The sequence below is a fragment of the Bacillus sp. F9_6S_D1_P_5 genome, assembly GCF_054823925.1.
This window is the reverse complement of the sequence record NZ_JBTREW010000004.1, coordinates 231,894-258,194: the sequence shown is the minus strand read 5'-3', so window position 1 is coordinate 258,194 and position 26,301 is coordinate 231,894. Positions and strand designations below refer to the sequence as shown.

Below are 26,301 nucleotides of genomic sequence, written 5' to 3'. Positions count from 1 at the left end.
AGTAATTGCAGAAACAGAAGAGCGAGAAGAAGTGGAAGTAATTGCAGAAACAGAAGAGCGAGAAGAAGTGGAAGTAATTGCAGAAACAGAAGAGCGAGAAGAAGTGGAAGTAATTGCAGAAACAGAAGAGCGAGAAGAAGTGGAAGTAATTGCAGAAACAGAAGAGCGAGAAGAAGTGGAAGTAATTGCAGAAACAGAAGAGCGAGAAGAAGTGGAAGTAATTGCAGAAACAGAAGAGCGAGAAGAAGTGGAAGTAATTGCAGAAACAGAAGAGCAAGAAGAAGTGGAAGTAATTGCAGAAACAGAAGAGCGAGAAGAAGTGGAAGTAATTGCAGAAACAGAAGAGCGAGAAGAAGTGGAAGTAATTGCAGAAACAGAAGAGCAAGAAGAAGTGGAAGTAATTGCAGAAACAGAAGAGCGAGAAGAAGTGGAAGTAATTGCAGAAACAGAAGAGCGAGAAGAAGTGGAAGTAATTGCAGAAACAGAAGAGCAAGAAGAAGTGGAAGTAATTGCAGAAACAGAAGAGCAAGAAGAAGTGGAAGTAATTACGGAAGCAGAAGAGCGAGAAGAAGTAGAAGTAATTGCAGAAACAGAAGAACAAGAAGAAGTGGAAGTAATTACGGAAGCAGAAACGCCAGAAGAAGTGGAAGCAATTGCAGAAACAGAAGAGCGAGAAGAAGTGGAAGTAATTGCAGAAACAGAAGAGCAAGAAGAAGTGGAAGTAATTGCAAAAACAGAAGCGCCAGAAGAAGCGGAACCTGTAGCACTTGAGGAAGCGCAGCAAGAAATGGTGTTAAATGAAGCAATAGAACAAAAGAATGAATTCATACATGTTGCTGAGGCTGATGAACAAACGAAGAAAGATGTTCAAAGCTTTGCGGATGTTTTAATTGCAGAAGAACAACAAGTAGTAGAAGAAGAAGCGATTGCAGAAGAGCAGCCAGTAGTAGAAGAAGAAGCGATTGCAGAAGAACAACGAGTTGTAGAGGAAGCGCCGATTGCAGAAGAACAACGAGTTGTAGAGGAAGCAGCGATTGCAGAAGAACAACAAGTTGTAGAAGAAAAACCGGTCGCAGAAGAGCAAAAAGTTGTACAAAAAGAAGAACCAAAACGTGAGAAAAAGCGTCACGTACCATTTAATGTTGTTATGTTGAAACAAGACAGAACGCGATTAATGGAAAGACATGCGGCTAGAGCGAATGCAATGCAATCTTCTATGAGCGAACGAGTAGAGAATAAGCCTGTACAACAAGTAGAAGAAACATCAGTGCAACAAGAGGTAGTAGAACCACAAGTGGAAGAAAAGCCAATGCAGCAAGTGGTGGTAGAATCACGAGTGGAAGAAAAACCGGTGCAACAAGAGGTAGTGGAACCACAAGTGGAAGAGAAACCAATGCAACAAGTAGTGGTAGAATCACGAGTGGAAGAAACACCAGTACAACAAGGGGTAGTGGAACCACAAGTGGAAGAGAAACCAATGCAGCAAGTGGTGGTAGAATCACGAGTGGAAGAAACACCAGTGCAACAAGAGGTAGTAGAACCACAAGTGGAAGAAAAGCCAATGCAGCAAGTGGTGGTAGAATCACGAGTGGAAGAAACACCAGTGCAACAAGAGGTAGTAGAACCACAAGTGGAAGAAAAGCCAATGCAGCAAGTGGTGGTAGAATCACGAGTGGAAGAAACACCAGTGCAACAAGAGGTAGTGGAACCACAAGTGGAAGAGAAACCAATGCAACAAGTAGTGGTAGAGCAAGTACAAAAGCCAATTTCAAGTACGGAAGTACAAGAGAAAGCATATGTTGTAAATCAAAGAGAGAACGATATGCGAAATGTATTGCAAACACCACCGACATATGCAATTCCGCCATTAACATTGCTATCGATTCCGCAGCAAGCAGCGCTAGATAATACAGAATGGTTAGATGAACAGAAAGAATTATTAGATACAACGTTTAATAATTTCCATGTTGGCGCACATGTTATTAATGTATCGCAAGGTCCAGCAGTAACTCGTTTTGAAGTACAGCCAGACCCAGGTGTGAAAGTAAATAAAATTACAAATTTAAGTGATGATATTAAGTTAAGCTTAGCAGCGAAAGATATTCGTATTGAAGCACCGATTCCAGGGAAGAGTGCGATTGGAATCGAAGTTCCAAATAAAGAAAGTAAGCCAGTATTTCTTCGTGAAATTTTAAGAAGTCCTGTGTTTACAAAGAGCGAATCACCGCTTACGGTTGCGCTAGGGCTTGATATTTCAGGCGATCCAATTGTAACGGATATTCGAAAAATGCCACACGGACTTATTGCGGGTGCAACAGGTTCTGGTAAAAGTGTGTGTATTAACGCAATTTTAACGAGCATTTTATATAAAGCAAAACCACATGAAGTGAAGTTAATGTTAATCGATCCGAAGATGGTTGAGCTTGCACCATACAATTCTGTTCCGCATCTTGTCGCACCTGTTATTACAGATGTGAAAGCAGCGACAGCAGCATTAAAATGGGCAGTTGAAGAAATGGAGCGCCGTTATGAATTGTTTGCGCACGCAGGTGCTCGTGATTTAACTCGCTATAATACGATTGTAAGTGAGCGAGAAATTCCGGGAGAGACATTACCTTATATCGTTATTGTCATTGACGAGTTAGCTGACTTAATGATGGTAGCACCTGGTGATGTTGAGGAAGCGATTTGTCGTATTGCACAAAAAGCACGTGCTTGTGGTATTCATTTATTAGTAGCGACGCAGCGTCCATCTGTGGATGTTATTACCGGTTTAATTAAGTCAAACATTCCAACGCGTATTGCGTTTACTGTATCATCTCAAGTTGATTCGCGTACGATTATCGATATTGGTGGCGCGGAGAAATTACTTGGCCGTGGTGATATGTTATTCTTAGGGAACGGTACATCTAAGCCTGTTCGTGTACAAGGTGTATATGTATCGGATGATGAGATTGAAAAGACAGTTGATCATGTGAAAAAGCAAATGAAGCCGAATTACTTATTTAAGCAAGAGGATTTATTAGCGAAAACAGAACAGGCTGAGTCGGAAGACGAATTGTTCTTCGAAGCATGTCAATTTGTTGTAGAACAAGGGGGAGCGTCCACATCTTCTGTACAGCGAAAATTCCGCATCGGTTATAATCGCGCGGCACGTCTCATTGAAGAGATGCAATCGCAAGGAATTATTTCTGAAGCAAGAGGAACGAAGCCAAGAGATGTCCTTATTTCTGAGGATGAATTCGCTGCTATGCAGGAAACAAATGTATAGTAAACGGTTTTGCTGTATACTAAGAGAAAATGTTGGATAGTAAAGTAGGGAGTAAAGCGACATGAAAGAAATTGAATTAAAATTAAAAGGTGAAATAAATAGACTAACAAATAGAACATTTAAATTTGACGAACGCGTTGGAGAAGGTTGGTTCTCTGCCGTTTACTTTTTAAAGACTAGAGAAATCATTGAAGAATTTCGCCCGAAAAGTGTTGTAACGATGCAATTTTTCCAAAAGGAAAATGCAGTTCTTTGCGGAACAGATGAAGTGATTGCATTGCTACAAACATTCGCTAAAAATCCTGAGGAACTAGAAATTAACTCTTTAAAAGATGGCGATAATATTAGTCCGTTTGAAACAGTGTTAACAATTCATGGTCCTTATGAAAATTTCGGATTTTTAGAAGGTGTTATTGATGGGATTTTAGCTCGTCGTACATCGGTTGCGACAAACGTATATAATGTTGTCCAAGCTGCGCGTAGCGTAGATAAAGAAAAACCAGTTATTTTCATGGGAGACCGTGACGATCATTATACACAACAAGCTGGTGACGGTTATGCAGCATACATCGGAGGTATGAGCGCACAAGCGACGCATGCGATGAATGAATGGTGGGGCAAAAGTGGTATGGGGACAATGCCTCACGCATTAATTCAAATGTTTAATGGTGATGTTGTGGAAGCGGCGAAAGCATATCATAAGAAATTCCCAGAAGATGAATTGGTTGTATTAATTGATTACAACAATGACGTCATTACAGATGCACTTCGCGTAGCGCGTGAATTTGGATCAACATTAAAAGGTGTACGTGTAGATACGTCGCGCACGATGATTGATCAATACTTCATTCGCCACCCAGAAGTACTTGGAACATTCGATCCACGTGGTGTAAACCCATCGCTTGTATTCGCACTTCGTAAAGCGCTTGATGAAGAAGGATTCCAGCATGTAGACATCGTTGTAACTGGTGGATTTGATGAGAAGCGTATTCGTGAATTTGAAGCTCAAAACGTACCTGTTGATATATACGGAGTAGGAAGTAGCTTATTAAAAATGAATATTGGCTTTACTGGTGATAACGTAGAATTAAATGGAAAACCAGAAGCGAAAGCTGGTCGTAAATATCGTCCAAACCCACGTTTAGAGCGTGTTCAATTAGAAAAAAGAGAAGATATGTAAAAGAGAGAAAAACTGATAGGTGATTGACCCTATCAGTTTTTCTGTTATCATAGTATAGCGGCTCCTTTTTTGCTATAATGGATTTGTTATGGACATAAAAAAGAAGTACGTACGAGTTTATCCTGATAAGTGAAGGGAAGAATAACTTCACTACATCAAAAATGTATGATGATTACCAAAATAAGAAAAGATTCATATACTGTCTTATAGATAGGCCGTTGTATTAGTTCGAAATGTTGGAGGTTCTTTAAGATGACAGTTTACCATTTTGTAGGAATTAAAGGAACAGGAATGAGTTCATTAGCGCAAATTCTTCATGACATGAAGCATACTGTTCAAGGGTCTGATTATGAAAAACGTTTCTTTACACAAACAGCGTTGGAAAAGCGCAATATCTCGATCCTTCCTTTTGATAAAAATAATGTAAAAGAAGGACAAGTGATTATTGCAGGAAATGCATTTCCTGATACGCATGAAGAAATCGTAGCAGCAAAAGAATTGAACATCCCAGTACATCGTTACCATCACTTCTTAGGTGACCTTATGAACCAATACACAAGTGTTGCTGTAACTGGTGCGCATGGAAAAACATCAACAACTGGTTTGTTAGCCCATGTAATGCAAGGTGCACACCCTACATCTTACCTTATTGGAGATGGAACAGGGCATGGGGTAGAAAATAGTAAGTATTTTGTATTTGAAGCTTGTGAGTATCGTCGTCATTTCTTGTCTTACAATCCAGACTATGCAATTATGACAAATATTGATTTTGATCATCCAGATTATTTCACAGATATCAATGATGTATTCAGTGCATTCCAAGAGATGGCATTGCAAGTGAAAAAAGGCATTATTGCATGTGGAGATGATGAAGAACTTCAAAAAATTCAAGCGAAAGTACCTGTTATTTTCTATGGATTTGGAGAAGATAATGATTTCCAAGCACGTAACATTCAAAAGAGAACAGATGGTACTATTTTCGATGTATTCGTTCGTAATACGTACTATGACACGTTCAAAATTACAGGATACGGCAACCACAGCGTATTAAATGCATTAGCAGTAATCGCGCTTTGCCATTATGAAAATGTTGATGTAGAAGCAGTTAAGCATCAGCTAACGACTTTTGAAGGCGTAAAACGTCGCTTTAATGAAAAGCCGATGGGAGAGCAAGTTATTATCGATGACTACGCACACCATCCAACAGAAATTAATGCAACGATTGAAGCAGCTCGTCAAAAACATCCAGAGCGTGAAGTTGTCGCTGTATTCCAGCCACATACATTCTCACGTACAGAAAAGTTCTTAGATGAGTTCGCTGAAAGCTTAAGCAAAGCTGACCAAGTATACTTATGTGATATTTTCGGATCAGCACGTGAAAACAAAGGTGAATTGACAATCGAAGATCTGCAAAAGCGTATTGACGGTGCAGAACTAATTACAGATACAACAACGGATGTATTAAAGAAACATAAAAACGGCGTTCTAATTTTCATGGGCGCAGGAGACATCCAAAAATTCGAAGCAGCTTACGTAAAAGAAGTTCAAGTTGCAGAGAAGTAATAGAAAAGACGCATAGCTTAGCTGTGCGTCTTTTTTGTTGTGTTCGGTATATTTTAAAAAGTATTGATAGGTTGGTATTGTTTATTCTTTTTGTAGAGTTGTTTTAACAAAACGATATAAATTGAACTAAAAAGTACATATCCAATTAAATAATAGAATGAAAACATATCGAATTGTTTTGTTATGATGATGCGAATTGCGAAAAATGCAAATGGAAGAGCAATTAAAACGTTAGTACTAAAGGAAATAACTGTTTTTAAAAATTTTAATTGACTTGTATTCCAATGATTTTCTCTACAGATGAACCAAATGTTGCTTGCGATAAAGGCTAATAAAAATGGCAAGCAGGCTGAAATATTGATAAAACCAAGTGCGATGGGTATTGATAGAGCGCCAAGTGGAGCAATTGAAAACCCTGTAAAATATTTAATAAATGTATTGGTAGATTGCTGTGCGTCTTCAATAACGTCTGTATATTCTACTGCAATTTCCTTTGCTAATTCTTTTGGAGGAAGAAATTCTTCAATCACTTGTGAAGGAATGATTCCTAATGGTATCCCTTCACTTTCTTTACGTAATGCATTTTCATATAAATCGGATTTGATTTCTAGCACATGTTGTTCGCGTGCTGATGTAGGTAAGTTCATTAAACCTTTGTGAAAATCGTGTAAGAAAGAAGCTATGAGTTCATTTGAAAAGAATTGTTCCTTGTTCATTTTTTATCCTCTCCTTTAGCTAGTAACATTAGAGCATGATATACTGCATCATAATCATGCAAGCGACTATGTAAAATTTCTCTCCCTTCGTCTGTAATGCGATAGTATTTTCTTTTTGGCCCATCACCGGACTCTTCCCAATAGGAAACAGCCCAATTGTTTTTTGTGATTCGATTTAATATAGGATAAATCGAACCATTCGGGATATGAAATACAGGGATATCTTGTAATGCACTTGTAATTTCGTATCCGTACATAGGTTGTTTACTTATTAAAGACAAAATAGCGAGATCAAAAACACCTTTACGTAATTGAATTATAAAATTATCATTTTTTTCCATACTTTAACTATATATGATTCGTATCTAGATATCAATCATATATAGTTGTTTTTTTATTTACGTATTGACCTAGAGTTAACTCTAGGTTGTAAGATGAAGATATAAAAACAAGGGGGAGAGAACATGTATAAAATCGGTGAAGTAGCAGAGTTAACTGGGATGGGTATTCATACTTTGCGTTACTATGAGAAATTAGGATTATTACCACCACCAACGCGAAATAGCGGGATTCGCCAATATACAGAAGGTGATGTACGCCTTTTAAAATTTTTATATTCGTTAAAACAAACTGGAATGTCATTAGAAGAGATGGCTGAATTTGCAAGTGATGGATGTATTATAGAGGAAATTAGGCAGAGAAAAGAGGAAGTACCAGCGAAAGTAAAAAAGAGAATTTCAATTTTAATAACTCACTTGGATCGATTAAAAGAACAGCAGGAACAATTGCAAAAAGTTGTTCAGCTAACGGAGGAGAAGCTAGAAATTTATTACGGTTTTCTAGCAGGGGAAACCTCGGAGGTTGACAATGAAAAATAAAGTATACGTTCAGTTACTTGGATTTGCGATTTTCACTGGTGGGACATTTAATGCTTCGAAATATGCTGTACAGTATTTCGAAGCGATTCATATAGCAGCATGGCGCTTTGGAATTGCTGCATTTGTGATGTTATGTTTATTAAAAATACGAAAAGATTTTGAGATAAAGGTATGGAGGGAGAATAGGGCTTATTACCTGTTGCTTGGTATAGTTGGTGTATTCGGCTTTAACTTCTTTTTCTTTTTAGGTATGAAACATACAGAAGCTATGAATGGTGCACTGATTATGGCGACGAATCCGCTCGTTACGACGCTGTTAGCAAGTTTTATTTTACGAGAAAAAATTATAAAACGCCAAGGTATTGGGATGTTACTTGCATTACTTGGTGTTGTTTTTGTGCTGACACAAGGTTCGTTTACAATGCTACAAAATTTATCATTTTCAAAAGGAGATTTTTATATTTTATTAGGGAATATTTGCTGGGCGTTATACGGTGTACTAGGCAGAAAGTTTATTAAAACTAGTAGCCCAATACAAACGACGACACACACAATGACTATTGGTGCCATTGTCTTTATGATCATATCTTCCACTCAAAAAAATAAAGTACCAATTTTAGAAATTCCTTTGTTAGCTTGGGGAGCGATTCTTTTTATGGCAATTGGAATGAGCGTGCTCGGTTACTTATGGTGGAATAATGGAATTTCTCAAATTGGAGCAGCAAGAACATCTTTATTTTTTAATTTAGTGCCTGTTGTTACAATGATTATTTCTTTTATTGAAGGAGTAAATATAACGCCTGCGCAATCGGTAGGAATGATATTAGTTGTTATGGGTGTGTTGTATTCTTCTGGTTTTATGCAAATGAAATCAAAAGAAAGTGTGAATATTTAACAACTTACACCTATAAGTGTTAGAATAATAAGAAAACTGAAGGGGAGCTAATAAACATGTTCACACTTCGAGTAGACGATGAAATCGAATTACAGTTATTAGAGAAGCATTATAAAGAGGACCTATATCAATTAATAGACCAAAACCGTAATCATTTACGAAGATGGCTTCCTTGGGTAGATGGAGTAAAATCTGCTGGTGCGTATGATGAGATTTGTCCGATGTGGTTAAAGAAGTTTGCAGAGGGAGACGGTTTTGAAAGTGGTATACGTTATAAAGGAAAGCTCGTTGGGATGGTAGGTATTCATCCGGTAAGTTGGGGGAAGAAAGCGGCAAGTCTCGGATATTATCTTGCAGAAGATGCTGGCGGGAAAGGCATTATGACGCGTAGCGTGAAGGCTGTACTTCACTATGCATTTGAGAATTTAAAATTAAATAAAATGGAAATTAGATGCGGTGTTGAAAATGTGAAAAGCCGTGCTATTCCAGAGCGTTTAGGCTTTAAGTTAGATGGTATTTTAAGAGATGATGAATGGCTATACGATCATTTTCACGATATCGCTGTATATAGTTTGCTAGCTTCAGAATGGAAGGAGATTCGATGAACGAGAAGATACGCATTATTCCGTATGAAAGTACGTTTCAAGATGAAGTAGTAGATCTTATCGTTCATATTCAGCAAAAAGAGTACAATGTCCCCATTACGAAAGAAGAGCAGCCAGACTTGCTTGAAATAGAGACATTTTATCAAAGGAATCATGGCAACTTTTGGGTAGCAACTTATGATGATAAAGTAGTTGGAACAGTGGCTTTATTAGATATTGGGAACGATCAAGTAGCGCTAAGGAAAATGTTCGTAAAAAAAGAATTTCGCGGAAAAGAGTGGGGCACATCACATAAGTTGCTCCAAACAGCAATTTCGTGGGCTGAGAATAAAAAGCTGAAAGATATTTACTTAGGAACGACAGTGAAATTTCTAGCATCGCATCGCTTTTATGAAAAGAATGGTTTTCAAAGTGTGGATATAGAAGGTTTGCCAAAAAGTTTTCCAGTGTTACAAGTGGATAAGAAATTTTATAGATATATCGTTTAAGAAGGTCATGTAGAAATGGCCTTTTTTTATGACTAAAATGGAAAAAGTGGTATAATTTAGGTTAGGGGGTGAGTATATGGATTTTCCGATTCAAAGAAGTAAATCGGTAGTAATTTTCGTTTGTCTCACGTTAGTTTTTATGTTTGTATATCCACTTGTCATGATTGTCACAAATAAAGAGCAGTGGATGTCAGCGTTAATTGGAATGGGTTTATGCTTTCTTGTAAATGTACCACTCGTTTGGGAAGTATTTATTAAAAAGCATAAAGTAGAAAATGGTGTATTAAAGTACGGTATTTTAAATGACGATATCGTATTGAAAGAGATAAGAATCATTCGCCAAGTTGGGAAAAATCTTGAAATTACGACGAATGCGTATAAAGTACATATGGTTGCGATGCCGCAACAAATGGAGCGATTTTTATCACTTGTAGAACAAGAGAATCCACATGTGAAAATAGAAATGGTAGGTAAGAAATGAAATATGTAAAACCTTTGTTTTGTTTGGAAATTTTGTTGGTGCTTGCTATTTGCACTAGAGTATATATGAAATGGGATCTGCCCTTATCTGTACCAATATTAATAGGTACTATCGCAGTAGCGCTTTTATATTATTTTCATTTTCAGCAAACAAAAAGTGAGAAAAGTAGCTCTATATAGTACAGGAGGATTAGAAATGAAAAAAATCTGTATGTTGTTTATGCTTCTGATAACAGCATCCTTTCTTGTAATAGGCTGTAGTGCGAAGAAGGAAAAGGCTAATATGAACTTAGAAAAGGCACAAAAGGTTGAAATTGAATCACTTACTGATTCAAGTGATAAAAAAGTAATGACCGATAAGAAAGAAATTGAAAAGCTGTTTGAAACAATGAAAATGGATAAGTGGGAAATGCAATCGGCTCCGTTAGATACTCCGCAAGGGAAAATATTCAAAATGTACCAAGAAGATACACCAAAATTATCGGAGTCGAGTAAAGATAAAAAAGAGTTACATGAAATTGGTACGATGACGGTATATAAAGATGTTCCGTATGTTGAAGTTGAAATGAAAAATAAGAAGATGAGTTTTAAAGTGCCAGAAGATGTGGCGAAAGAGTTATTAAAGTATTAAAAAACGCTCGGAATGTGCTCCGAGCGTTTTTATTATTATTTTAAGTTCTCTGGATTTAGAGCTTCTAATTCAGGTACAACGAAACGTCCATCTTTACGGATTAGTACGTCGTCAAAGTAAATTTCGCCGCCGCCGTATTCAGGGCGCTGGATGCATACTAAATCCCAGTGAATGTTCGAGTTGTTGCCGTTCCATGCATCGTCGTAAGCTTGTCCAGGAGTGAAGTGGAAGCTGCCATCGATTTTTTCATCGAATAGGATGTCTCCCATTGGATGTAAGATGTATGGGTTTACGCCGATTGCGAACTCACCAACGTAGCGTGCGCCTTCGTCAGTATCGAAGATTTTGTTAATGCGCTCTGTATCGTTTGCAGTTGCTTCAACGATTTGACCGTTCTCAAACTTAAGTTGTACATTTTCAAATGTATAACCGTTGTAAGGAGATGGTGTGTTGTAAGAAACTGTACCGTTAACAGAATCGCGAACTGGTGCAGAATATACTTCACCGTCTGGAATGTTTAAATGACCTGAGCATTTAATAGCTGGAATGTCTTTAATAGAGAATGTTAAGTCAGTTCCAGGACCAGTTAGACGAACTTTATCTGTTTTATTCATTAATGTAACAAGGCTATCCATCGCCTTATCCATTTTACCGTAGTCTAAGTTACAAACTTCGAAGTAGAAGTCTTCGAAAGCTTCAGTGCTCATTTTAGCAAGCTGCGCCATAGAAGCATTTGGATAGCGAAGCACAACCCAGCGTGTTTTCGGAACACGGATGTCTCTATGAACTTTCTTACCAACTGTTTGACCGTGAATTTGCATTCTTTCACTTGGTACGTCAGCTTGTTCGTTAATGTTATCGCCAGAGCGAAGACCGATATAAGCGTCCATATCTTTCATTACGCTTGCTTCATATGCAGCGATTTGTTCAAAATGTTCTTCAGTAGCACCCATTAATAAAGAGCGATCTACTTGATGATCTTTTAAAGAAACGAATGGGAAACCACCAGCTGCATATGCTTCTTTTACAAGTGCAGTTACAAGTTCTTTTTGTAAGCCAAAGTTTTCAATTAATACTTTTTCGCCTTTTTGTAAGCGGATAGAGTAGTTAATTAAATTGTATGCTAACTTTTCAATGCGTGGATCTTTCATATGTAAAGCCTCCCTACTAATTATGTATCCTTTCCTATTGTAACCTACTTAGTGGAATTTGTTGAATCATTTATGTTAAAGTTAACGAATAAGTATGAAAATTCTAATGAAAAGATAGGGATTAGAACGAAACGGAAAATGATTGTATAATAGGAGAAAGTATGAAAAAGATAAAGGAAGTGATGAAATGCAAGTTCTTTTATATGTAAGTGCGGCTATTATCGCGGTTGCTTTCGCTGTATTAGTAGTGTATGTATGTAGAACGTTGTTATCTGTTCAGAAGACGTTAGAAAACGTTGCAAGCACGTTAGAAGGTTTAGAAAAGCAAATGCAAGGGATTAGCGTAGAGACGGAGCAATTATTACATAAAACAAATGCGTTAGCTGATGACATTCAACAGAAGTCACAATCATTAAATAAAGTAGTATCGGGTGTAGATGGAATTGGAACGACAATCCATTCTTTAAATACGAAACTTCGTAATGTATCAGAGTCTGTTACGGACGAAATTGAAAATAATGCAGATAAAGTGGCGCAAGTTGTACAGTGGAGTAGCGCAGCAATTGAAGTATACAATCATTATCGTGCGTCAAGACAAGAGAAAAAGATTGAAAAAGAAGAGCGTAAATTAGAAAGGCTTGAGAAAAAAGCTGAAAAGAAAGAGAAGCGCTCTAGACTTCGTATGAGAGGTGAATCGTAATGAATATGACAAAACTTGAAACAATTGAAGAGCTTGAAGTATTAGTAGAAAAAAACGAGCCGTATGTTCTTTTTAAACATAGTACGACATGCCCGATTAGTCATGGTGCCTATACAGAGTTCCAAACGTATTGTAGTGAAGAAAGAGCAGTACCAGCGTATTACTTATACGTACAAGACGCGAGAGATGTTTCGAATCGTGTTGCAGAACAGTACAGCATTAAACATGAATCTCCGCAAGTGTTATACATAAAAGATGGGATGGTAGTATGGAATACGTCTCATTGGAACATTAAAAAAGACGCTTTAGAAGAGAATATTAAGTAAAAAGAAGCAAGCTAAAGGTGCTTGCTTCTTTTTTTTGTTTTTGTTGAAATATATTTAATGGTACACTGTTATTAGTTCAAATTAAATAACTAGATTGTTGAAAGTAGGTTTTAAGTAATGAAGAAAATGGCATTATCCTTCGCGGTCGTAAGTTTATTACTAGGAGCTTGTAGTAATGATACGATTAGTAAGAAGGATGAAGTTATACAGAAAGATACGAAAGAAAAAAGCATGATTCCGAGAACTGCTGTTTCTAAAGATTATTATAGAACTGTAATTCCTTTAAAAGAACAAAAGGTTATAAATACAGCTAATATAACAACAAATTCTAAATTAGATTTAGCAGAGTATGAAAATGGTTTAATGAATATTGCAAAAGAGCAATTTGATACAGAAAATCATGTACTACAATTAAATCAGTATATTCCGGAGAAGTTAGTTGATGAACTAGTCGCAAAAGTAAAAGCACCTGTTTTGACAAATATTATAGAACAAGACTATTTCGGGAAGCAGAATTCAAATGAATTAAGTTTATCTGGCGTTGTGATCGGGTTAGCAATGTCGTCAACTGTATCAAATGAAGAAGCAATGTCTAAGGGTACTGAAGTTGCTGGACAACTTATAGAAGCTATTAATAAAAATGACAAGTATAACAAATCTCCAATTACGTTTGCGATCTTTAAGCAAGAAAGTACAAGTTCTTTAAAAAATGGTACATATATTGCTAGTGCTACCGTTCAAAAGAACGATACGAATCTTGGAAATTGGAGTACAATCGATGAGCAAGCGTATTCATATCCTTCTGATGAATTTACAAAAGCACATGGAGAAGATAATACAAAAATAACTGAATTCGCTGAGGTAATAAAAAAGTTTTCTCCTGGAGATTACATTCCAGTCAATGCTAAAGTGTCTTATAAGAAAAATCAAATGGATGCATTAAATATGAATATTGTTATTAAATATAACGGTAAAACAGAATTAATGGCTCTTACCCAAATGGCTGCTCAAAGTATATTGGAAAAATTACCTAAAGATGCGAAAGTACAATTGCAGATAAAGTCTGAGAATAAAATCGAGGCAATTATTATAAAAGAGAAAAACAGCGATAAACCGTTCGTTTCCTTCTTGTAAAAAAAGACAGTGCTTAAACTGTCTTTTTTTATTGGAAATGCTTTTATGAAGGGTAAGCCAAATAAAATTCCAAAAAGTAAGAGGGAAATCATATGAACTTAAAAGATTTAAAAAATAAACATATTAAGTATGATTGGAAAACTATTTTTGTAGGCATCCAAGGAAATTATTTTAGTAAAGACGTTATTTCTGATTATGCGGTAGAATTGATGGAAATTGGTGATGAAAGCGGGTTTGTTAGTGAACTTACATGGGGAGTCTCTAATGAAGATTTAAGTAAGGTGTTGTTAGAAATAAAAACTAATTATTTTCCTCAATTAGATGAAGAAAGCACAATATTAATAGAGGAGAAAAGAAAACTAATATTTGTTTGTTTATCTGAAATAAAAGAAAGATGTAAAGAAGATAATGAATTATTAAATGAAATTGCAGAGTTTTATGGAAAGCATCACTACCCAGAAGATATGGTGAGTTTTGTTAATTATATGCCTCAAGAAGTTCCAACTACGAAAGAAGATATAGTAAATAGGTTTGAAAAATTTTTAAAATTAGAGGAATCGAGATTTAAATGCTAATATATACAAAATATCAATAAATAGATCGTGACTTACAATTAGTTTCTGAAACGGGAAGGTAAGTTATGCTATATGTAATCGCAGAGAATAATAATGGACCATTTGAAGCCTAGATGTTATAACATACTTTCCAAGCTCGTTTAGAGTTACAAGAAGATACGATTGTTGAAATTAATGGTGATGGAAACCTGCTTTTTATTATGGGACCATGCACAGTAGAAAGTTATGAACAAGTACATCAATTTTCTGAAGCAATGAAAAATCGATGTGTAATACGCTTCATGTTTCCGCTGTGCCGATTTTAAAGAAAGACACATATTTACATCTGTCTTTGTCGATATAACGCATTCTACAGGGCGATGTGACTTTCTATTGTCAGCTCAAATCCAGAGCACATCAAATGACTATCATTGTCGTTTTCTGTCAGTAAGTCGGTATATTCGAAAAATCGCCGATATAAATTTCATTCACTATCGTACCGCTTAAAATAAGGTTTCTACATATGAGATATCTATATTTTTACAAAAATGTCCTTTTTTTCATAAAAAATACGAAAATACGAGAAAAGAAGCGAATTTTTTCGAAACTTTTGCGGGAAAATATTGTATGAGCCTGCGTTTTTATCGTATCATTAGTAAAAGGAAGAACTCGGGACGATTGGTGGCATCTGCAAATAGAGTTGATGTCTTTTTTTCATTCAAGTAACCGATACATAAAAATAGATAACAAAAATAGAAGGAGTGTGCGATGAGATGAACGTAACAATATATGATGTAGCGCGCGAAGCAAACGTTTCAATGGCTACCGTATCTCGTGTTGTGAACGGTAACCCAAATGTAAAGCCTACAACAAGAAAGAAAGTATTAGAAGCAATTGATCGTTTAGGATACCGCCCAAATGCGGTAGCACGTGGACTAGCAAGTAAGAAGACAACTACAGTAGGTGTTATTATTCCTGATATCTCAAATACGTTTTATGCAGAACTTGCTCGTGGAATTGAAGATATCGCAACAATGTACAAATATAACATCATTTTAAGTAACTCTGATCAAAACAAAGAGAAAGAGTTCCATTTATTAAATACGATGCTTGGAAAGCAAGTGGACGGAATTGTTTTCATGGGTGAAGATATTACAGACATTCACATTGAAGAATTCAAAAAGTCTCCAGTACCGATCGTATTAGCAGCGTCATTCGATGAGCAAAATGAAACGCCGTCAGTAAATATTGATTATACACAAGCAGCTTACGACGCAATGAAGCACTTTATTGAGCAAGGGCATAAGCGTATCGGTTTCGTCTCTGGTCCTTTCATTGATAAAGCGGGAAGCGCGAAGAAGTTACAAGGTTATAGAAAAGCTCTAGAAGAAGCAGGTATTTCATATGATGAAAATCTTGTGATTGATGGAGATTACACATATGATTCAGGTATCGAGGCATTCGAAAAGCTTTGGGGCCTTGATGGCAAGCCAACAGCAATCTTCGTATCCTCTGACGAAATGGCACTAGGTGTAATCCATGCAGCACAAGACGCTGGATTAAACGTACCAACTGATGTAGAAGTACTTGGTTTCGATAATACACGCCTTGCTTTAATGGTTCGTCCACAACTTTCAACAGTTGTACAACCAATGTACGATATCGGTGCAGTAGCAATGCGTCTATTAACAAAGTATATGAACAAAGAAAAAGTGGAAGATCACACTGTTATCTTACCTCATCGTATCCAATTTAGAAATTCAACGAAGTAAGTATAAAAAAGCTCACAGCATTTGCTGTGAGCTTTTATTCGCATTCGGGATAGTATGCTTTTACTACGGAATCCACCGTTTCGTTTTTCTTAACGTGTAAAAATCTTGCGTATAATTCTTTTCCAGTTTCAAATGGTGTATCGTCTAATTCAAACACATGCAACACTTTTCGGAACTTCCATGTGACTTGCTCATCGTACATATTATCGTACGATTCTTCAGAGTGTATAGCTATTTTTTCACCTAATTCGTGAGCTTCCTCTAGATTATTTGCTTTAACAAGAATAATACTTTCTTCAAAAAGTGTATCGTGATTTTCTTCATAATGTTCATCCATTTTCGTAGTATTAGGCTCACCAGAATGAACAGATTCAAACAATAATTTTACAGCGTACATATTATGCTGCATGTTTCACTCTATAAATAATACTTGCGACAAGTGAAGCAGGTATTGTAAATACGTTACTTTGATAATGATAGTGTATTTGGGATTCTTCATAAGACATGTTGTCATATAGTTCGTTTTGTGACATATTCATTTTTTTCTGTTTTGCCTTTAGCATTTTAATATAGTTATACTGTATTGGGACGAGAATGATGAAATAGGCTAATACGATTAGTGAAATCCAAATCATTATGAACACTCCCTTATAAAGAATATTTATATATGGTAATTATATCAATTTGAACTAAAGATATCTATTTATTTCTAGTGGTCAATTCCCTTTCCAAAATGAAAAAAGTTCTTCAGGACTTCGTAAATTATGTTCAATGCATATTTGTGCAGTGCGTTTGAAGCTTTGTATGAATTGTTCTAACCTAGAAGGATCATATTGTTTCACATTTCCAGCAATAATAGTTTCATCCTTGTTTAAGTTAAGTGATACTTTTAGCGAAGTTATATTTGTTTCTAGTTGCACAACTTTGTCTAAGTCGATTGTAATATAATCGAATCGCTCTACTTGTTTAAAATATCCTACAATATCATCTTCCAATTGCAATCCTCCCTAGTATATAGCTTATCTGGAAGACTTCTCTATAGATTGTATGATTCCTTGTTATATGTCACATAAGTGCAAATTTAACTATTATAGGGCAATGTCATGTATAATAGAAAGAAAAGGCTTGTGAGGGGGGAGAAAAGATGATCGTTCTTTGGATAATTACGCTTTGTATGACTGCTATTTTTGCATATATGACGTTAAAACAAAATGGTTTAAAGCGATTTGTTCCAGGAAGTATTCTTGCAGGAATTGCCCTTATCACGTATGTAATTTCTATTTTTATTGAAAGTGTATCAGTGGACATGAGCACGAGTTTAATGTTCATGGGTATTACACTATTTGTAGGTAGTATTATGGTACTTATGGTTGCAGGTATTATTTTATTTATTCATATGAATTCGGAAACGTTATAGCATATAGAAAAGGCATGTCCCAGAGGGACATGCCTTTTTATCTGTTCAATTATGCTCTATCTTTAGAAGAGTTTTGTTGTTTTAATAAGTCGCGAATTTCGCCAAGAAGTTCTTCTTCTTTTGTTGGTTCTGGAAGTTCCTCTTCTTTTTCTTCTTCTCTTTTAGATGTTAGTTTGTTGAATACTTTAACGAACATAAAGATAGCCGCTGCAATAATTAAGAAATCAAAAATAGTTTGGATGAATTTACCATACATAATAGATGCTTTACCGAATGTAATTTTTAAACCTGTAAAGTCAACGCCACCTAATACCATACCAAGTAATGGTGTGATGATATCTTTTACTAAAGAACTAACGATTTTACCGAATGCAGCACCGATTACAACCCCGACAGCTAAATCGATTACATTCCCTTTGAATGCGAATTTTTTAAACTCGTTCCACATGTGTTAATCCCATCCTTTCCACGATTCAATATGAAATTTATAATTCCTATCAACATATTCTATAGAAATTTGTGAGAGAAATAAAGAGGAAATGGGAATGAAAGTAAATTCTGAAAAATGTATCCGTTTTACTTTTTGTTTGCATCGTTTAGTAGGGATTGCAACAGTTGCTGCGTTTTTAATCCTTCTACCCCATCTACAATAGGTTTTGTATCTCCGTGTACACATTCAATAAAATGATGAACAGCATCTTCAAAACCACGTTGTTTTAACGTTGTATCCCATGATGGCGAACCAATTTGAGAAACTGAATTTTCCTGCTCAACTTCAAATGTGTTCATATTTTTTACGCGAATGATTTTCCCTGTCGTTACAAGTTCAATTTGTTCTAAATTTGTACCAGCATGGCGATGCATTGCTGTAGAAAGCAACAGTCCACTTGGCGTTGTATATGTATGATGTCCGTAAAGAAGTTCATTCTTTTCATTAGTTTGCATCATATTATGAACGACGTTAAGGTCATCGTTAGCTAACCAGCGAGCAGTATCTACGATATGTAAGTAATCATCTAACATAGTAAAGTCATACGTATATGGCCCGACTTTATTTGTACGATGCTTTTCAATTCGAACCCATGAAATATTATGAGCTTGCTCTTTTGCCGCAACATACATAGGAACGAATCTGCGATTAAATCCGACCATTAATTTTCGGTTATGCTTTTCGCTCAACTCGACTAGTTTCTCAGCTTGTTCTACTGTAGCTGCTAGCGGCTTATCAACATAAACGTCGATTCCCTTTTTCAGAAGTTCAGAAACGATTTCATAATGTGTAGCAGTTGAACTATGAACGAAGATTGCATTGCATTCTGAAGCTAGCGTTTCAATAGAATGAAAGTCTTGAATGCGGTATTGCTGGCAAACTTGTTTTCTTTTCTCCACGTTAGGTGTAAACGCCCCTACAAAATTCCAATCTGTTTCTTTTGTAAGTGTTGGAAGATAGGCCTTTTGCGCAATACTTCCAAGTCCAATCATCCCAATTTTAGGTTTGTTCATGTTTATTCCCACCCTATTAATATTGATGTAACGGGTTAAATGTAGCATAGGGCGGGGGAGGAAGGCAAAGATTAGCTTTTTTACTTACGCCCTTCTAACAAAATCTTCTCTATCTCTTCAAAGTTATGAGCGCGCGCATGCTCTAACGGGGTAACACCATCGTTGTCAGGAATAGTTACATCTGCACCGTGCTTGATAAGAAGGCGAATGACCTGTTGCTGTGTTTCGTTTCCGTTACTTAGTACGATCGCTTCCATTAAAGCAGTCCATCCGAGATTATTTGCATGGTTAACATCAACAGATGTCCGGGTGAGGAGTTCGTTAATAACATCGATATAGCCATGTTCTGAGGCAGGGATAAGAGCTGTTCCACCGTAACGATTCGTAAGTGATGGATCTGCGCCAGCATCAATCGTTAGTTTTAAAATATGTAAGTAACCTTCTGCACCGGCGTATAGAAAGGGATTGTTTTTCATATCGTCTTGGATATTTACGTCAGCACCTGCTTCAATAAGCGCTTTTGCGGTTTTTACATCATTTTTGTATGTAGCAATCATAAGAGGGGTACGTCCTTTACTGTCCGTTATATTTATGTCAGCCCCTTTTTTGAGTAATGAGATAACAGTAGTTGTTTCTTGTTTCTCAGTAGCTGTTAGTAGCGCTGTCTCCATGTTTTTCATCCCCTTTTTAACTTCTTGTTCTTGTGAGCAACCTTGTAAAAAAATTACGCAACAAATCATACTTAATGTTTTTTTTAACATGGAATTTCAACCTCCTCATTTCAACTGTAAAACAAGAATATTAAATTTTTATAAACTGACGCTAAAATTACTATAAAATCGCTTGAGTATTTGAACATATATTTTTATGCTTAGGAATAACAAGGTTTGATAAAGTGAGGATGTAACATATGTCTATTAAAACAAGATTTTTATTCTCTTATATCGCTGTTATTCTCGTTTCCATCACGCTCATATTAGTCGCGGGATTTTTAATTGTTTTTTCCATAACAGGAGACTTGGAATCAGTGAAAAATTTCTATAAAAGTTCCTATATTCAAAAGCCGCTTACGCCAGAAGAAGAGAATACGTATATTGAGTTGAAATTAGCGGCAAAGAAAAATCAATCACAACTATTAGATGAATCGTTCGTTTCATCACTTGAAAAAGAAGGTGTGAAAATAGTTGTAAGAAAGGGAGAAACCATTTCTTATGCTACAAAAACATTTGAAAGTGTATCTTTAAAAGAAGCCCTTCCGAAATTTGAATCAGCAAATATTAATAGTCGTGGTACAACGGAACTAGGCGATACATTTTATCGATATGTAAAATTTGATTTTTATTTTCCCGGGGATGAAGAAGGGAGTATATTTGTACTAAAAAGACAAAGTTCATTTGTAGATCTTACACAAAAGTTATTTCCGATTTTGTTCGTAGCGCTTTTACTGTTAGCTATTTTACTTATAGGGCTAGTAAGCTATTTCGTCTCAAGAAGCGTGATAAAGCCAATCTTTGTATTGAAAGATGCGACTGGGAGAATTAAAGAAGGGGATTTAAATTTTCAAATTCCAGTTACATCGCACGATGAAATCGGGCAATTAAATCAAGGATTTGAGGAAATGAGGAAGAAGTTAAAAGAATCGATTGAAGTGCAAACACAGTATGAAGAAAATCGAAAAGAGCTCATTTCAAACATATCTCATGATTTAAAAACACCGATTACATCTATTATCGGATATGTAGAAGGCATAAAAGATGGAGTCGCAAATACGCCAGAAAAAATGGATAAGTATTTAACAACGATTCATACGAAGGCAAAACATATGGATACACTCATTGATGAGCTCTTTTTGTTTTCGAAGCTAGATTTGAATCGAGTTCCTTTTCAGTTTGAAACGATAGAATTAAACGTGTTTATGCAGGAATTGTTGGAAGAGATGCAAATGGATTTAAGTGAGGAAGGGATAGAAGTTCACTTACAATTACATTCATCACCACTATATGTAACGGCCGATTGCGAAAAGATAAATAGAGTGATATCGAATTTAATTCATAATAGTGTGAAATACATGGATAAAGAAGAGAAGGAAATTACTGTAACAGTATTGAGTGATAACGATACTGTTATTGTGAAAGTAATGGACAATGGATCAGGTATAGAAGCTGATATGCTACCGTATATATTTGAGCGGTTTTATCGTGCAGAGCAATCGCGAAACTCTAGCACAGGTGGAAGTGGACTTGGCTTAGCGATAGCGAAGCAAATTGTTGAAGAGCATGGTGGGGAAATTTGGGCGGAAAGTAAGCTTGGGGAAGGTACAAGTATTTTCTTCTCATTGAAAAAAGTACAGGAATGTGGTGAGTAGGATGAAGAGAATTTTACTAGTAGAAGATGAAATAAGTATTGCAGAATTACAGCGAGATTATTTAGAAATTAGTGATTTTCAAGTGGATGTAGAGCACTCCGGAGAGAGGGGGTTACAAATGGCTTTGCAGGAAGATTATGATTTAATTATTTTAGACATTATGCTTCCTAAGATGAATGGTTTTGAAATTTGTAAACAAATACGTGCTATAAAAGACATTCCGATTTTACTTGTTTCAGCAAAGAAAGAAGATATAGATAAAATTCGCGGACTCGGTTTAGGGGCGGATGATTATATAACGAAACCGTTTAGCCCGAGTGAATTAGTCGCAAGGGTAAAAGCGCATATTTCTCGTTATGAAAGATTATCAGGAAATGTGAGTAAGCAACGCGATACATTATACATTCACGGAATTTCTATTGATCAGCGAGCGAGAAAAGTTTTTATAAATAATGAAGAAATCGCGTTTACAACGAAGGAATTTGATTTATTAACATTCTTTGTAACGCATCCAAACCAAGTATTAAATAAAGAACAGTTATTTGAACGTATTTGGGGACTAGACTCAGCTGGCGATTTAGCTACTGTCGTTGTTCACATTAGAAAGCTACGTGAAAAAATTGAAAGAGATCCTGCTCACCCGCAATACATTGAAACAGTGTGGGGAGCTGGTTATCGTTTTAATGTGTAATATACCTGCCGAGTAATTGGCAGGTTTTTTTATTGTTATCTGGACTAAAAGGGAATAATAGTTAATTTATGTTAAAATATAAAGAGAGATAAAACATAGGTGAGTATGAGAGGGCGTGCTGCATTTTGGGAGATACATTAAAAGATAATAAATTAAACAAGGCTTTAAAGATTGGAACTAATATCGTACTTATTTTATTAATTATTGGTGCAATACAAATGTTTTATGATGAAGACCCTACAAATGATCATTTCGGTGGGTTATTTATGATGGTCTTTTTTGGAATTAAAATAATTTCTAATTTTATGATGAGTATAAAAGAAGGAGATAAAAAGTCGATATTCATTGATGTAGGTTTAATGATTTTTTTGTTTTTCTTGCTGTTTTTAGTATGAAATATTTCTTTTGAAAAAAGCTCATAGTCTTATAGAGACTGTGAGCTTTCCTTAATAATAACGGTACTAGTGTAACGATTTATAAAATGTTTGAATAGTAGAAGTAAACTGAGCAGCTTCTTCCAAAAAGGGATAATGGTTACTCTCCTCAAATGTCACAAAGATAGAATTACGTATACCCTTATGCATTTCGATAGAATATTGAATCGGGCACTGTATATCATGTCTTCCGCATATAATAAGGGTCTTTGTTTGGATGGAAGGTAAATGATCTCTTAAATCAAATGATGGATATTCATTGGCGAAAACGTTCATCCGGCTAGCGGACATAGTTTTTTGGATTGGTTTACAAAAATAAGAGTTGTAGTTTTCTGGTTTATGCAATGATAATTTTGTTCTCTCAGTAGATAGTTCTTTCCGTTCTTCACCTGTAAGGTGAGAGCTTTTTAAGTTTTCGATGAGTTTTTGCATATAATGAAACTGTGGATGTGCTGGGTGATAAATGCAAAATGATGTTTCGGTATAGTTACTTGCTGCAGCTCCGGCGACGACTAATGATTGTAAGGAATTTGGATATGTAATTGCATATAAAAGTCCAAGCATACCACCTGTTGAATGACCAGCGAAATGCCATGTTGGGAGTTGTAAAGCTTCTCGTATTGCTTCTAAGTCGTGAATTGTTTCAATCATACTTAATTCGTTTTCTACCTGGGCTTTTGCAGAGTTACCAGCGTTTCGTAAATTAATGAGGAATACACGATGCATAGCAGTGAAAACATCCGCAAAGTAATCACCAGTTTCATTAAATTGTGAATAGTGATGTGTAATGCAAAGCGGCTCGCCATTTCCCTTTGTAAAGAGTTCAAATGTGCCGCGTTTTGTGGGGATCATTTGTTGTGTCCACATAATAACACGACCTTTTCTTATAAAAGTTGGACCACTTAATTATGAAATAAAATATATCAGCGATTTTTGAAATATATCGGCGGTTATTAAAATATATCAGCGAATCTCAAGATATATCGGCGATTCTTGAAATATATCAGCGATTATCAAAATATATCGACTTACCGACAGAAACCGACAATAAGTAAAAGGAGGCTATTCAAAAACGAGCCTCCTTTTTCTTTAGTACAAAGATTTTGTCATATTATTCCGAATTATTTCAAGGGATTTCGCTACAGTTAATGCATTCTTTTCTTCAATTTCTGGTTTACGGGGGATAGGTTTATACATGTTGTCTGGATCTTCCCATGTGAGGGGAAGTTCTGTTTCAGCTTGTCCTTTCCAAGCGTCAATCCATTCTGGAGGGAGATAACCTGAGATGTTTTGGATGTTGTTCATTTCGAGCCAAATGAGTGCCCAAGCTCTTGGGACGACGCGCCAGTGGTCATAGCCACCACCACCGACAGCAATCCAGCGACCTTCGCAATATTCGTTAGCGATTTCGCGAGCAAGCTTCGGTATTTCACGGTAAATATTCATCGTTGCGCAAAGGTGTGTAAGTGGGTCGTAATAATGTGCGTCAGCGCCATTTTGCGTTAAAATAATATCCGGTTTAAAGTATGCGGCAACTTCTTTTACGACAGTTCGATAAGAATCTAAGAACGATTCGTCTTCTGTAAAAGCATCTAGTGGAACATTAAAAGAATAACTATAGCCATTACCTTGTCCTCGTTCATTTACAGCGCCAGTTCCAGGGAATAAATAACGACCGGTTTCATGTAATGAAATGGTGCATACGTTAGGATCGTCGTAAAAAGACCACTGTACACCATCACCGTGATGAGCATCTGTATCAATATATAAAACACGTAAACCGTATTTTTTCTGTATATATTTCATTGCGATGGAACTATCGTTATAAATACAAAAGCCAGATGCCTTGCCGCGGAAGCCATGATGTAAGCCGCCGCCTAAATTAAGTGCATGTTTTACTTTTCCGGAAAGAACAGCATCGACAGCAGTTAATGTACCACCAACGAGTAATGCACTTGCTTCGTGCATATTTGGAAACATCGGTGTATCTTCTGTTCCGAGTCCATATGTCATCGCAATTGATTTTTCTAACTTACCTTCTCCAGCACGTTTTACCGCATTTATGTACTCCTCTGTATGAACGTAGGCGATCTCTTCATCTGTAGCCATCCGTGGTGAGATGATTTGAGAAGAAGAGATAAAGCCACCCTTTTGTAATAAATCATACGTAAGTGTGACGCGCAGTTGGTTAAAAGGATGATCAGGGCTAAACGAATAGCCCCGAAAGTTATCCGAATAAATAAACGCGCTACTCATGCTTGCATCCCCATAATGTTCGGCCATAATACGCGGTAGCCTTCTGCTTCAAGTGCATCGATCACTTTTAGCGGATTCATCGTTTGAATGCGGAAAACGAGTACTTTATCATTCTCATCTTTTGCTGGGTAGACGAGAACGCTCACGATATTGATTTGTAACTCACTAAAAATAGCAACGACTTTTCCGAGAATACCAGGTTCGTTTTTTACTTGAATTTCAATTTGTGAACTCGGTTGATGTGCTCCTGTTAATTTCACTAACGTGTGCAGCACAGTAGATTCAGAAATGATTCCAACTAACTTTCCAGCCTTTGTAACAGGAAGACAGCCAATTTTATTTTCAAAAAATAAAGTAGCAATTTCCTCAACAAAATCGAGAGGATGGCAAGTCATAACAGGATGTTTCATAATCAGTTCAAGTGGTTGCTTCAGCATATCGAGTGAAACTTGTTCATCTAAAATAGACGGACTTGCATCTCTTACATCCCGATCAGAAATAATGCCTACGACATGATTATTTTGATCGACAATTGGAATGTGCCGAATGCCTTTCGTGCGTATCGTTCGGATTGCTGTTTCGATTGTATCGTTTGGATGTAGTGTCACTACATCTTGATTCATAATTTCTTCTACAATCATTCCAGTTGCCCCCTTTATTAATACATAAAACGATTGTGAAAACGTAGACGATCAAATGCTTGAATAGAATCCGTATCAACGCGTTTACCGATGCGGACCATTAAACAGTTAGCAGGATGCGAACAAATTTCAGGATCATCTGTAGCCATCCATTGTAATCCACCAGCATTCATCATCTTTTCCATTACTTTTCGGTACTCCCAAACATTTAAGCCTGTTTGTTTTAAATCCCAGTGCCAATAATATTCAGTCGTCAATATAATGTAATCTTCCATATAATCGTCCATCATTGAAACTTCTAGTAAGTTCTTTCCGACAGCGCAACCGCGGAAGGCAGGGACAACTTCAATCGCCCCGAGTTCAATTAAGTTTTCCATTTTTCCTTCTGACCATCGTTCAAGTGGATCAGGATACAAGTATGTAACATATCCAACAATCGTTTGGTCATGTCTAGCAATAATGAGACGAGCCTCTGGTAATTTAGAAATTTCGACAATTGCTTTATATTGCTGCTCGGCAGGACGAAACGCAACTAAATCTGGATGGAATTCATACATTTCTAAGTTATGTGTAGAGACAGGACCTTCAATAATTAAAGTGCCTTTCGCTGTTTTCAAGTTTCTGGCATTATATATTTTTTTATGAATCAA

At 36.3% G+C, this 26,301-nt stretch carries 32 protein-coding genes and 1 pseudogene; 20 read left to right on the top strand and 13 right to left on the bottom strand.

The window, feature by feature from the left end:
• From ACUXEY_RS07815 to murC, 3 genes are all read left to right on the top strand, one after another.
• The coding region (locus tag ACUXEY_RS07815; protein WP_461300419.1) for a DNA translocase FtsK at nucleotides 1-3,271 on the top strand (3,271 nt) is incomplete at its 5' end.
• A 61-nt stretch (nucleotides 3,272-3,332) separates the two neighbouring features.
• Nucleotides 3,333-4,451, top strand: a complete 1,119-nt coding sequence (locus ACUXEY_RS07810) for a nicotinate phosphoribosyltransferase (RefSeq protein ID WP_087957220.1) — start codon at nucleotides 3,333-3,335, stop codon at nucleotides 4,449-4,451.
• A 252-nt stretch (nucleotides 4,452-4,703) separates the two neighbouring features.
• Nucleotides 4,704-6,014: a UDP-N-acetylmuramate--L-alanine ligase gene (gene murC, locus ACUXEY_RS07805; RefSeq protein ID WP_098344517.1), complete on the top strand. Its 1,311-nt coding sequence runs from the start codon at nucleotides 4,704-4,706 to the stop codon at nucleotides 6,012-6,014.
• Between the two features lie 53 nt (nucleotides 6,015-6,067).
• Here murC and ACUXEY_RS07800 read toward each other — a convergent pair whose 3' ends face one another.
• Both ACUXEY_RS07800 and ACUXEY_RS07795 read right to left on the bottom strand, forming a co-directional pair.
• Nucleotides 6,068-6,730: a DUF1700 domain-containing protein gene (locus tag ACUXEY_RS07800; protein WP_461300418.1), complete on the bottom strand. Its 663-nt coding sequence runs from the start codon at nucleotides 6,728-6,730 to the stop codon at nucleotides 6,068-6,070.
• The gene (locus ACUXEY_RS07795; RefSeq protein WP_087932429.1) at nucleotides 6,727-7,071 is read right to left on the bottom strand and encodes a PadR family transcriptional regulator; all 345 of its coding nucleotides are present in this window, start codon (nucleotides 7,069-7,071) and stop codon (nucleotides 6,727-6,729) included. Before ACUXEY_RS07795 ends, ACUXEY_RS07800 begins: the two co-directional genes overlap by 4 nt.
• 123 nt (nucleotides 7,072-7,194) lie before the next feature.
• Between ACUXEY_RS07795 and ACUXEY_RS07790 the strand changes: the two genes are divergently transcribed.
• The 7 genes from ACUXEY_RS07790 to ACUXEY_RS07760 all read left to right on the top strand — a co-directional run bounded on the left by ACUXEY_RS07790 (nucleotide 7,195) and on the right by ACUXEY_RS07760 (nucleotide 10,707).
• Nucleotides 7,195-7,608 carry a MerR family transcriptional regulator gene (locus ACUXEY_RS07790; RefSeq protein WP_461300417.1) on the top strand — a complete coding sequence of 138 codons (414 nt, stop codon included), beginning with the start codon at nucleotides 7,195-7,197 and terminating at the stop codon, nucleotides 7,606-7,608.
• Nucleotides 7,598-8,503 carry a DMT family transporter gene (locus tag ACUXEY_RS07785; RefSeq protein WP_461300416.1) on the top strand — a complete coding sequence of 302 codons (906 nt, stop codon included), beginning with the start codon at nucleotides 7,598-7,600 and terminating at the stop codon, nucleotides 8,501-8,503. The genes ACUXEY_RS07790 and ACUXEY_RS07785 overlap by 11 nt, the downstream gene beginning before the upstream one ends.
• Nucleotides 8,504-8,559: 56 nt before the next feature.
• Nucleotides 8,560-9,108 carry a GNAT family N-acetyltransferase gene (locus ACUXEY_RS07780; protein WP_461300415.1) on the top strand — a complete coding sequence of 183 codons (549 nt, stop codon included), beginning with the start codon at nucleotides 8,560-8,562 and terminating at the stop codon, nucleotides 9,106-9,108.
• Complete coding sequence (locus tag ACUXEY_RS07775; RefSeq protein WP_461300414.1) at nucleotides 9,105-9,596, top strand: GNAT family N-acetyltransferase; 492 nt, start codon at nucleotides 9,105-9,107, stop codon at nucleotides 9,594-9,596. The genes ACUXEY_RS07780 and ACUXEY_RS07775 overlap by 4 nt, the downstream gene beginning before the upstream one ends.
• A 76-nt stretch (nucleotides 9,597-9,672) precedes the next feature.
• Nucleotides 9,673-10,077, top strand: coding sequence for a PH domain-containing protein (locus tag ACUXEY_RS07770; protein ID WP_429599182.1), 405 nt, complete (start codon nucleotides 9,673-9,675; stop codon nucleotides 10,075-10,077).
• The gene (locus ACUXEY_RS07765) at nucleotides 10,074-10,256 is read left to right on the top strand and encodes a hypothetical protein (RefSeq protein WP_461300413.1); all 183 of its coding nucleotides are present in this window, start codon (nucleotides 10,074-10,076) and stop codon (nucleotides 10,254-10,256) included. The genes ACUXEY_RS07770 and ACUXEY_RS07765 overlap by 4 nt, the downstream gene beginning before the upstream one ends.
• Before the next feature lie 16 nt (nucleotides 10,257-10,272).
• Nucleotides 10,273-10,707 (top strand): hypothetical protein, encoded by a 435-nt coding sequence (locus ACUXEY_RS07760; protein ID WP_429599185.1) that lies wholly within the window; start codon nucleotides 10,273-10,275, stop codon nucleotides 10,705-10,707.
• 35 nt (nucleotides 10,708-10,742) lie between these two features.
• Here the strand turns inward: ACUXEY_RS07760 and ACUXEY_RS07755 are convergent, their stop codons facing one another.
• The gene (locus tag ACUXEY_RS07755; protein ID WP_000654739.1) at nucleotides 10,743-11,858 is read right to left on the bottom strand and encodes an aminopeptidase; all 1,116 of its coding nucleotides are present in this window, start codon (nucleotides 11,856-11,858) and stop codon (nucleotides 10,743-10,745) included.
• Nucleotides 11,859-12,045: 187 nt separating this feature from the next.
• On the opposite strand from ACUXEY_RS07755, the gene ACUXEY_RS07750 reads away from it, so the two are divergent.
• The 6 genes and pseudogenes from ACUXEY_RS07750 (at nucleotide 12,046) to ccpA (ending at nucleotide 16,344) form a co-directional block, all read left to right on the top strand.
• The gene (locus tag ACUXEY_RS07750) at nucleotides 12,046-12,558 is read left to right on the top strand and encodes a DUF948 domain-containing protein (protein WP_080448715.1); all 513 of its coding nucleotides are present in this window, start codon (nucleotides 12,046-12,048) and stop codon (nucleotides 12,556-12,558) included.
• Nucleotides 12,558-12,884, top strand: a complete 327-nt coding sequence (gene ytxJ / locus ACUXEY_RS07745) for a bacillithiol system redox-active protein YtxJ (RefSeq protein WP_242275015.1) — start codon at nucleotides 12,558-12,560, stop codon at nucleotides 12,882-12,884. The genes ACUXEY_RS07750 and ytxJ overlap by 1 nt, the downstream gene beginning before the upstream one ends.
• Nucleotides 12,885-13,001: 117 nt before the next feature.
• Complete coding sequence (locus ACUXEY_RS07740; protein WP_166703370.1) at nucleotides 13,002-14,018, top strand: CamS family sex pheromone protein; 1,017 nt, start codon at nucleotides 13,002-13,004, stop codon at nucleotides 14,016-14,018.
• 92 nt (nucleotides 14,019-14,110) lie between these two features.
• Entirely contained in the window at nucleotides 14,111-14,593 is a 483-nt protein-coding gene (locus ACUXEY_RS07735) for a DUF2247 family protein (protein ID WP_461300412.1), read from the top strand.
• Nucleotides 14,594-14,658: 65 nt separating this feature from the next.
• A pseudogene (locus tag ACUXEY_RS07730) lies at nucleotides 14,659-14,859 on the top strand (bifunctional 3-deoxy-7-phosphoheptulonate synthase/chorismate mutase); the annotation flags it as partial.
• Nucleotides 14,860-15,345: 486 nt separating this feature from the next.
• Nucleotides 15,346-16,344 carry a catabolite control protein A gene (ccpA, locus tag ACUXEY_RS07725; protein WP_461300411.1) on the top strand — a complete coding sequence of 333 codons (999 nt, stop codon included), beginning with the start codon at nucleotides 15,346-15,348 and terminating at the stop codon, nucleotides 16,342-16,344.
• Between the two features lie 34 nt (nucleotides 16,345-16,378).
• Here the strand turns inward: ccpA and ACUXEY_RS07720 are convergent, their stop codons facing one another.
• The 3 genes from ACUXEY_RS07720 to dhp61 all read right to left on the bottom strand — a co-directional run bounded on the left by ACUXEY_RS07720 (nucleotide 16,379) and on the right by dhp61 (nucleotide 17,339).
• A complete protein-coding gene (locus tag ACUXEY_RS07720) occupies nucleotides 16,379-16,741 on the bottom strand; it encodes a DUF4288 domain-containing protein (protein ID WP_461300421.1) in 363 nt (120 codons plus the stop codon).
• 1 nt (nucleotide 16,742) lies between these two features.
• Nucleotides 16,743-16,979 (bottom strand): DUF3949 domain-containing protein, encoded by a 237-nt coding sequence (locus tag ACUXEY_RS07715; protein ID WP_166703367.1) that lies wholly within the window; start codon nucleotides 16,977-16,979, stop codon nucleotides 16,743-16,745.
• 81 nt (nucleotides 16,980-17,060) lie between these two features.
• A complete protein-coding gene (gene dhp61 / locus ACUXEY_RS07710) occupies nucleotides 17,061-17,339 on the bottom strand; it encodes a protein Dhp61 (RefSeq protein WP_429599199.1) in 279 nt (92 codons plus the stop codon).
• A 149-nt stretch (nucleotides 17,340-17,488) separates the two neighbouring features.
• Here dhp61 and ACUXEY_RS07705 point away from each other — a divergent pair, with 149 nt between their 5' ends.
• The gene (locus ACUXEY_RS07705; RefSeq protein ID WP_429599202.1) at nucleotides 17,489-17,761 is read left to right on the top strand and encodes a DUF3917 domain-containing protein; all 273 of its coding nucleotides are present in this window, start codon (nucleotides 17,489-17,491) and stop codon (nucleotides 17,759-17,761) included.
• A gap of 49 nt (nucleotides 17,762-17,810) precedes the next feature.
• On the opposite strand, the gene mscL is transcribed toward ACUXEY_RS07705, so the two are convergent.
• The 3 genes from mscL to ACUXEY_RS07690 form a co-directional block, all read right to left on the bottom strand.
• Nucleotides 17,811-18,209 carry a large-conductance mechanosensitive channel protein MscL gene (gene mscL, locus ACUXEY_RS07700; protein WP_000267006.1) on the bottom strand — a complete coding sequence of 133 codons (399 nt, stop codon included), beginning with the start codon at nucleotides 18,207-18,209 and terminating at the stop codon, nucleotides 17,811-17,813.
• A gap of 128 nt (nucleotides 18,210-18,337) precedes the next feature.
• Nucleotides 18,338-19,264: a Gfo/Idh/MocA family protein gene (locus tag ACUXEY_RS07695; protein ID WP_429599205.1), complete on the bottom strand. Its 927-nt coding sequence runs from the start codon at nucleotides 19,262-19,264 to the stop codon at nucleotides 18,338-18,340.
• Nucleotides 19,265-19,344: 80 nt separating this feature from the next.
• On the bottom strand, nucleotides 19,345-20,025 hold the full coding sequence (locus tag ACUXEY_RS07690) for an ankyrin repeat domain-containing protein (protein WP_461300410.1): 681 nt from the start codon (nucleotides 20,023-20,025) through the stop codon (nucleotides 19,345-19,347).
• Nucleotides 20,026-20,174: 149 nt separating this feature from the next.
• Here ACUXEY_RS07690 and ACUXEY_RS07685 point away from each other — a divergent pair, with 149 nt between their 5' ends.
• The 3 genes from ACUXEY_RS07685 to ACUXEY_RS07675 all read left to right on the top strand — a co-directional run bounded on the left by ACUXEY_RS07685 (nucleotide 20,175) and on the right by ACUXEY_RS07675 (nucleotide 22,715).
• The gene (locus ACUXEY_RS07685) at nucleotides 20,175-21,629 is read left to right on the top strand and encodes a sensor histidine kinase (protein WP_461300409.1); all 1,455 of its coding nucleotides are present in this window, start codon (nucleotides 20,175-20,177) and stop codon (nucleotides 21,627-21,629) included.
• A 1-nt stretch (nucleotide 21,630) separates the two neighbouring features.
• Entirely contained in the window at nucleotides 21,631-22,320 is a 690-nt protein-coding gene (locus ACUXEY_RS07680) for a response regulator transcription factor (protein ID WP_429599215.1), read from the top strand.
• Nucleotides 22,321-22,445: 125 nt separating this feature from the next.
• Entirely contained in the window at nucleotides 22,446-22,715 is a 270-nt protein-coding gene (locus tag ACUXEY_RS07675) for a hypothetical protein (RefSeq protein ID WP_144612234.1), read from the top strand.
• 66 nt (nucleotides 22,716-22,781) lie between these two features.
• Here ACUXEY_RS07675 and ACUXEY_RS07670 read toward each other — a convergent pair whose 3' ends face one another.
• The 4 genes from ACUXEY_RS07670 to acuA all read right to left on the bottom strand — a co-directional run bounded on the left by ACUXEY_RS07670 (nucleotide 22,782) and on the right by acuA (nucleotide 26,301).
• Nucleotides 22,782-23,621, bottom strand: a complete 840-nt coding sequence (locus ACUXEY_RS07670) for an alpha/beta fold hydrolase (protein ID WP_461300408.1) — start codon at nucleotides 23,619-23,621, stop codon at nucleotides 22,782-22,784.
• A 222-nt stretch (nucleotides 23,622-23,843) separates the two neighbouring features.
• The gene (gene acuC, locus ACUXEY_RS07665) at nucleotides 23,844-25,010 is read right to left on the bottom strand and encodes an acetoin utilization protein AcuC (protein ID WP_461300407.1); all 1,167 of its coding nucleotides are present in this window, start codon (nucleotides 25,008-25,010) and stop codon (nucleotides 23,844-23,846) included.
• Nucleotides 25,007-25,651 carry an acetoin utilization AcuB family protein gene (locus ACUXEY_RS07660; protein WP_000634568.1) on the bottom strand — a complete coding sequence of 215 codons (645 nt, stop codon included), beginning with the start codon at nucleotides 25,649-25,651 and terminating at the stop codon, nucleotides 25,007-25,009. Before ACUXEY_RS07660 ends, acuC begins: the two co-directional genes overlap by 4 nt.
• Nucleotides 25,652-25,668: 17 nt before the next feature.
• Nucleotides 25,669-26,301 carry an acetoin utilization protein acetyltransferase AcuA gene (gene acuA / locus ACUXEY_RS07655; protein WP_000581396.1) on the bottom strand — a complete coding sequence of 211 codons (633 nt, stop codon included), beginning with the start codon at nucleotides 26,299-26,301 and terminating at the stop codon, nucleotides 25,669-25,671.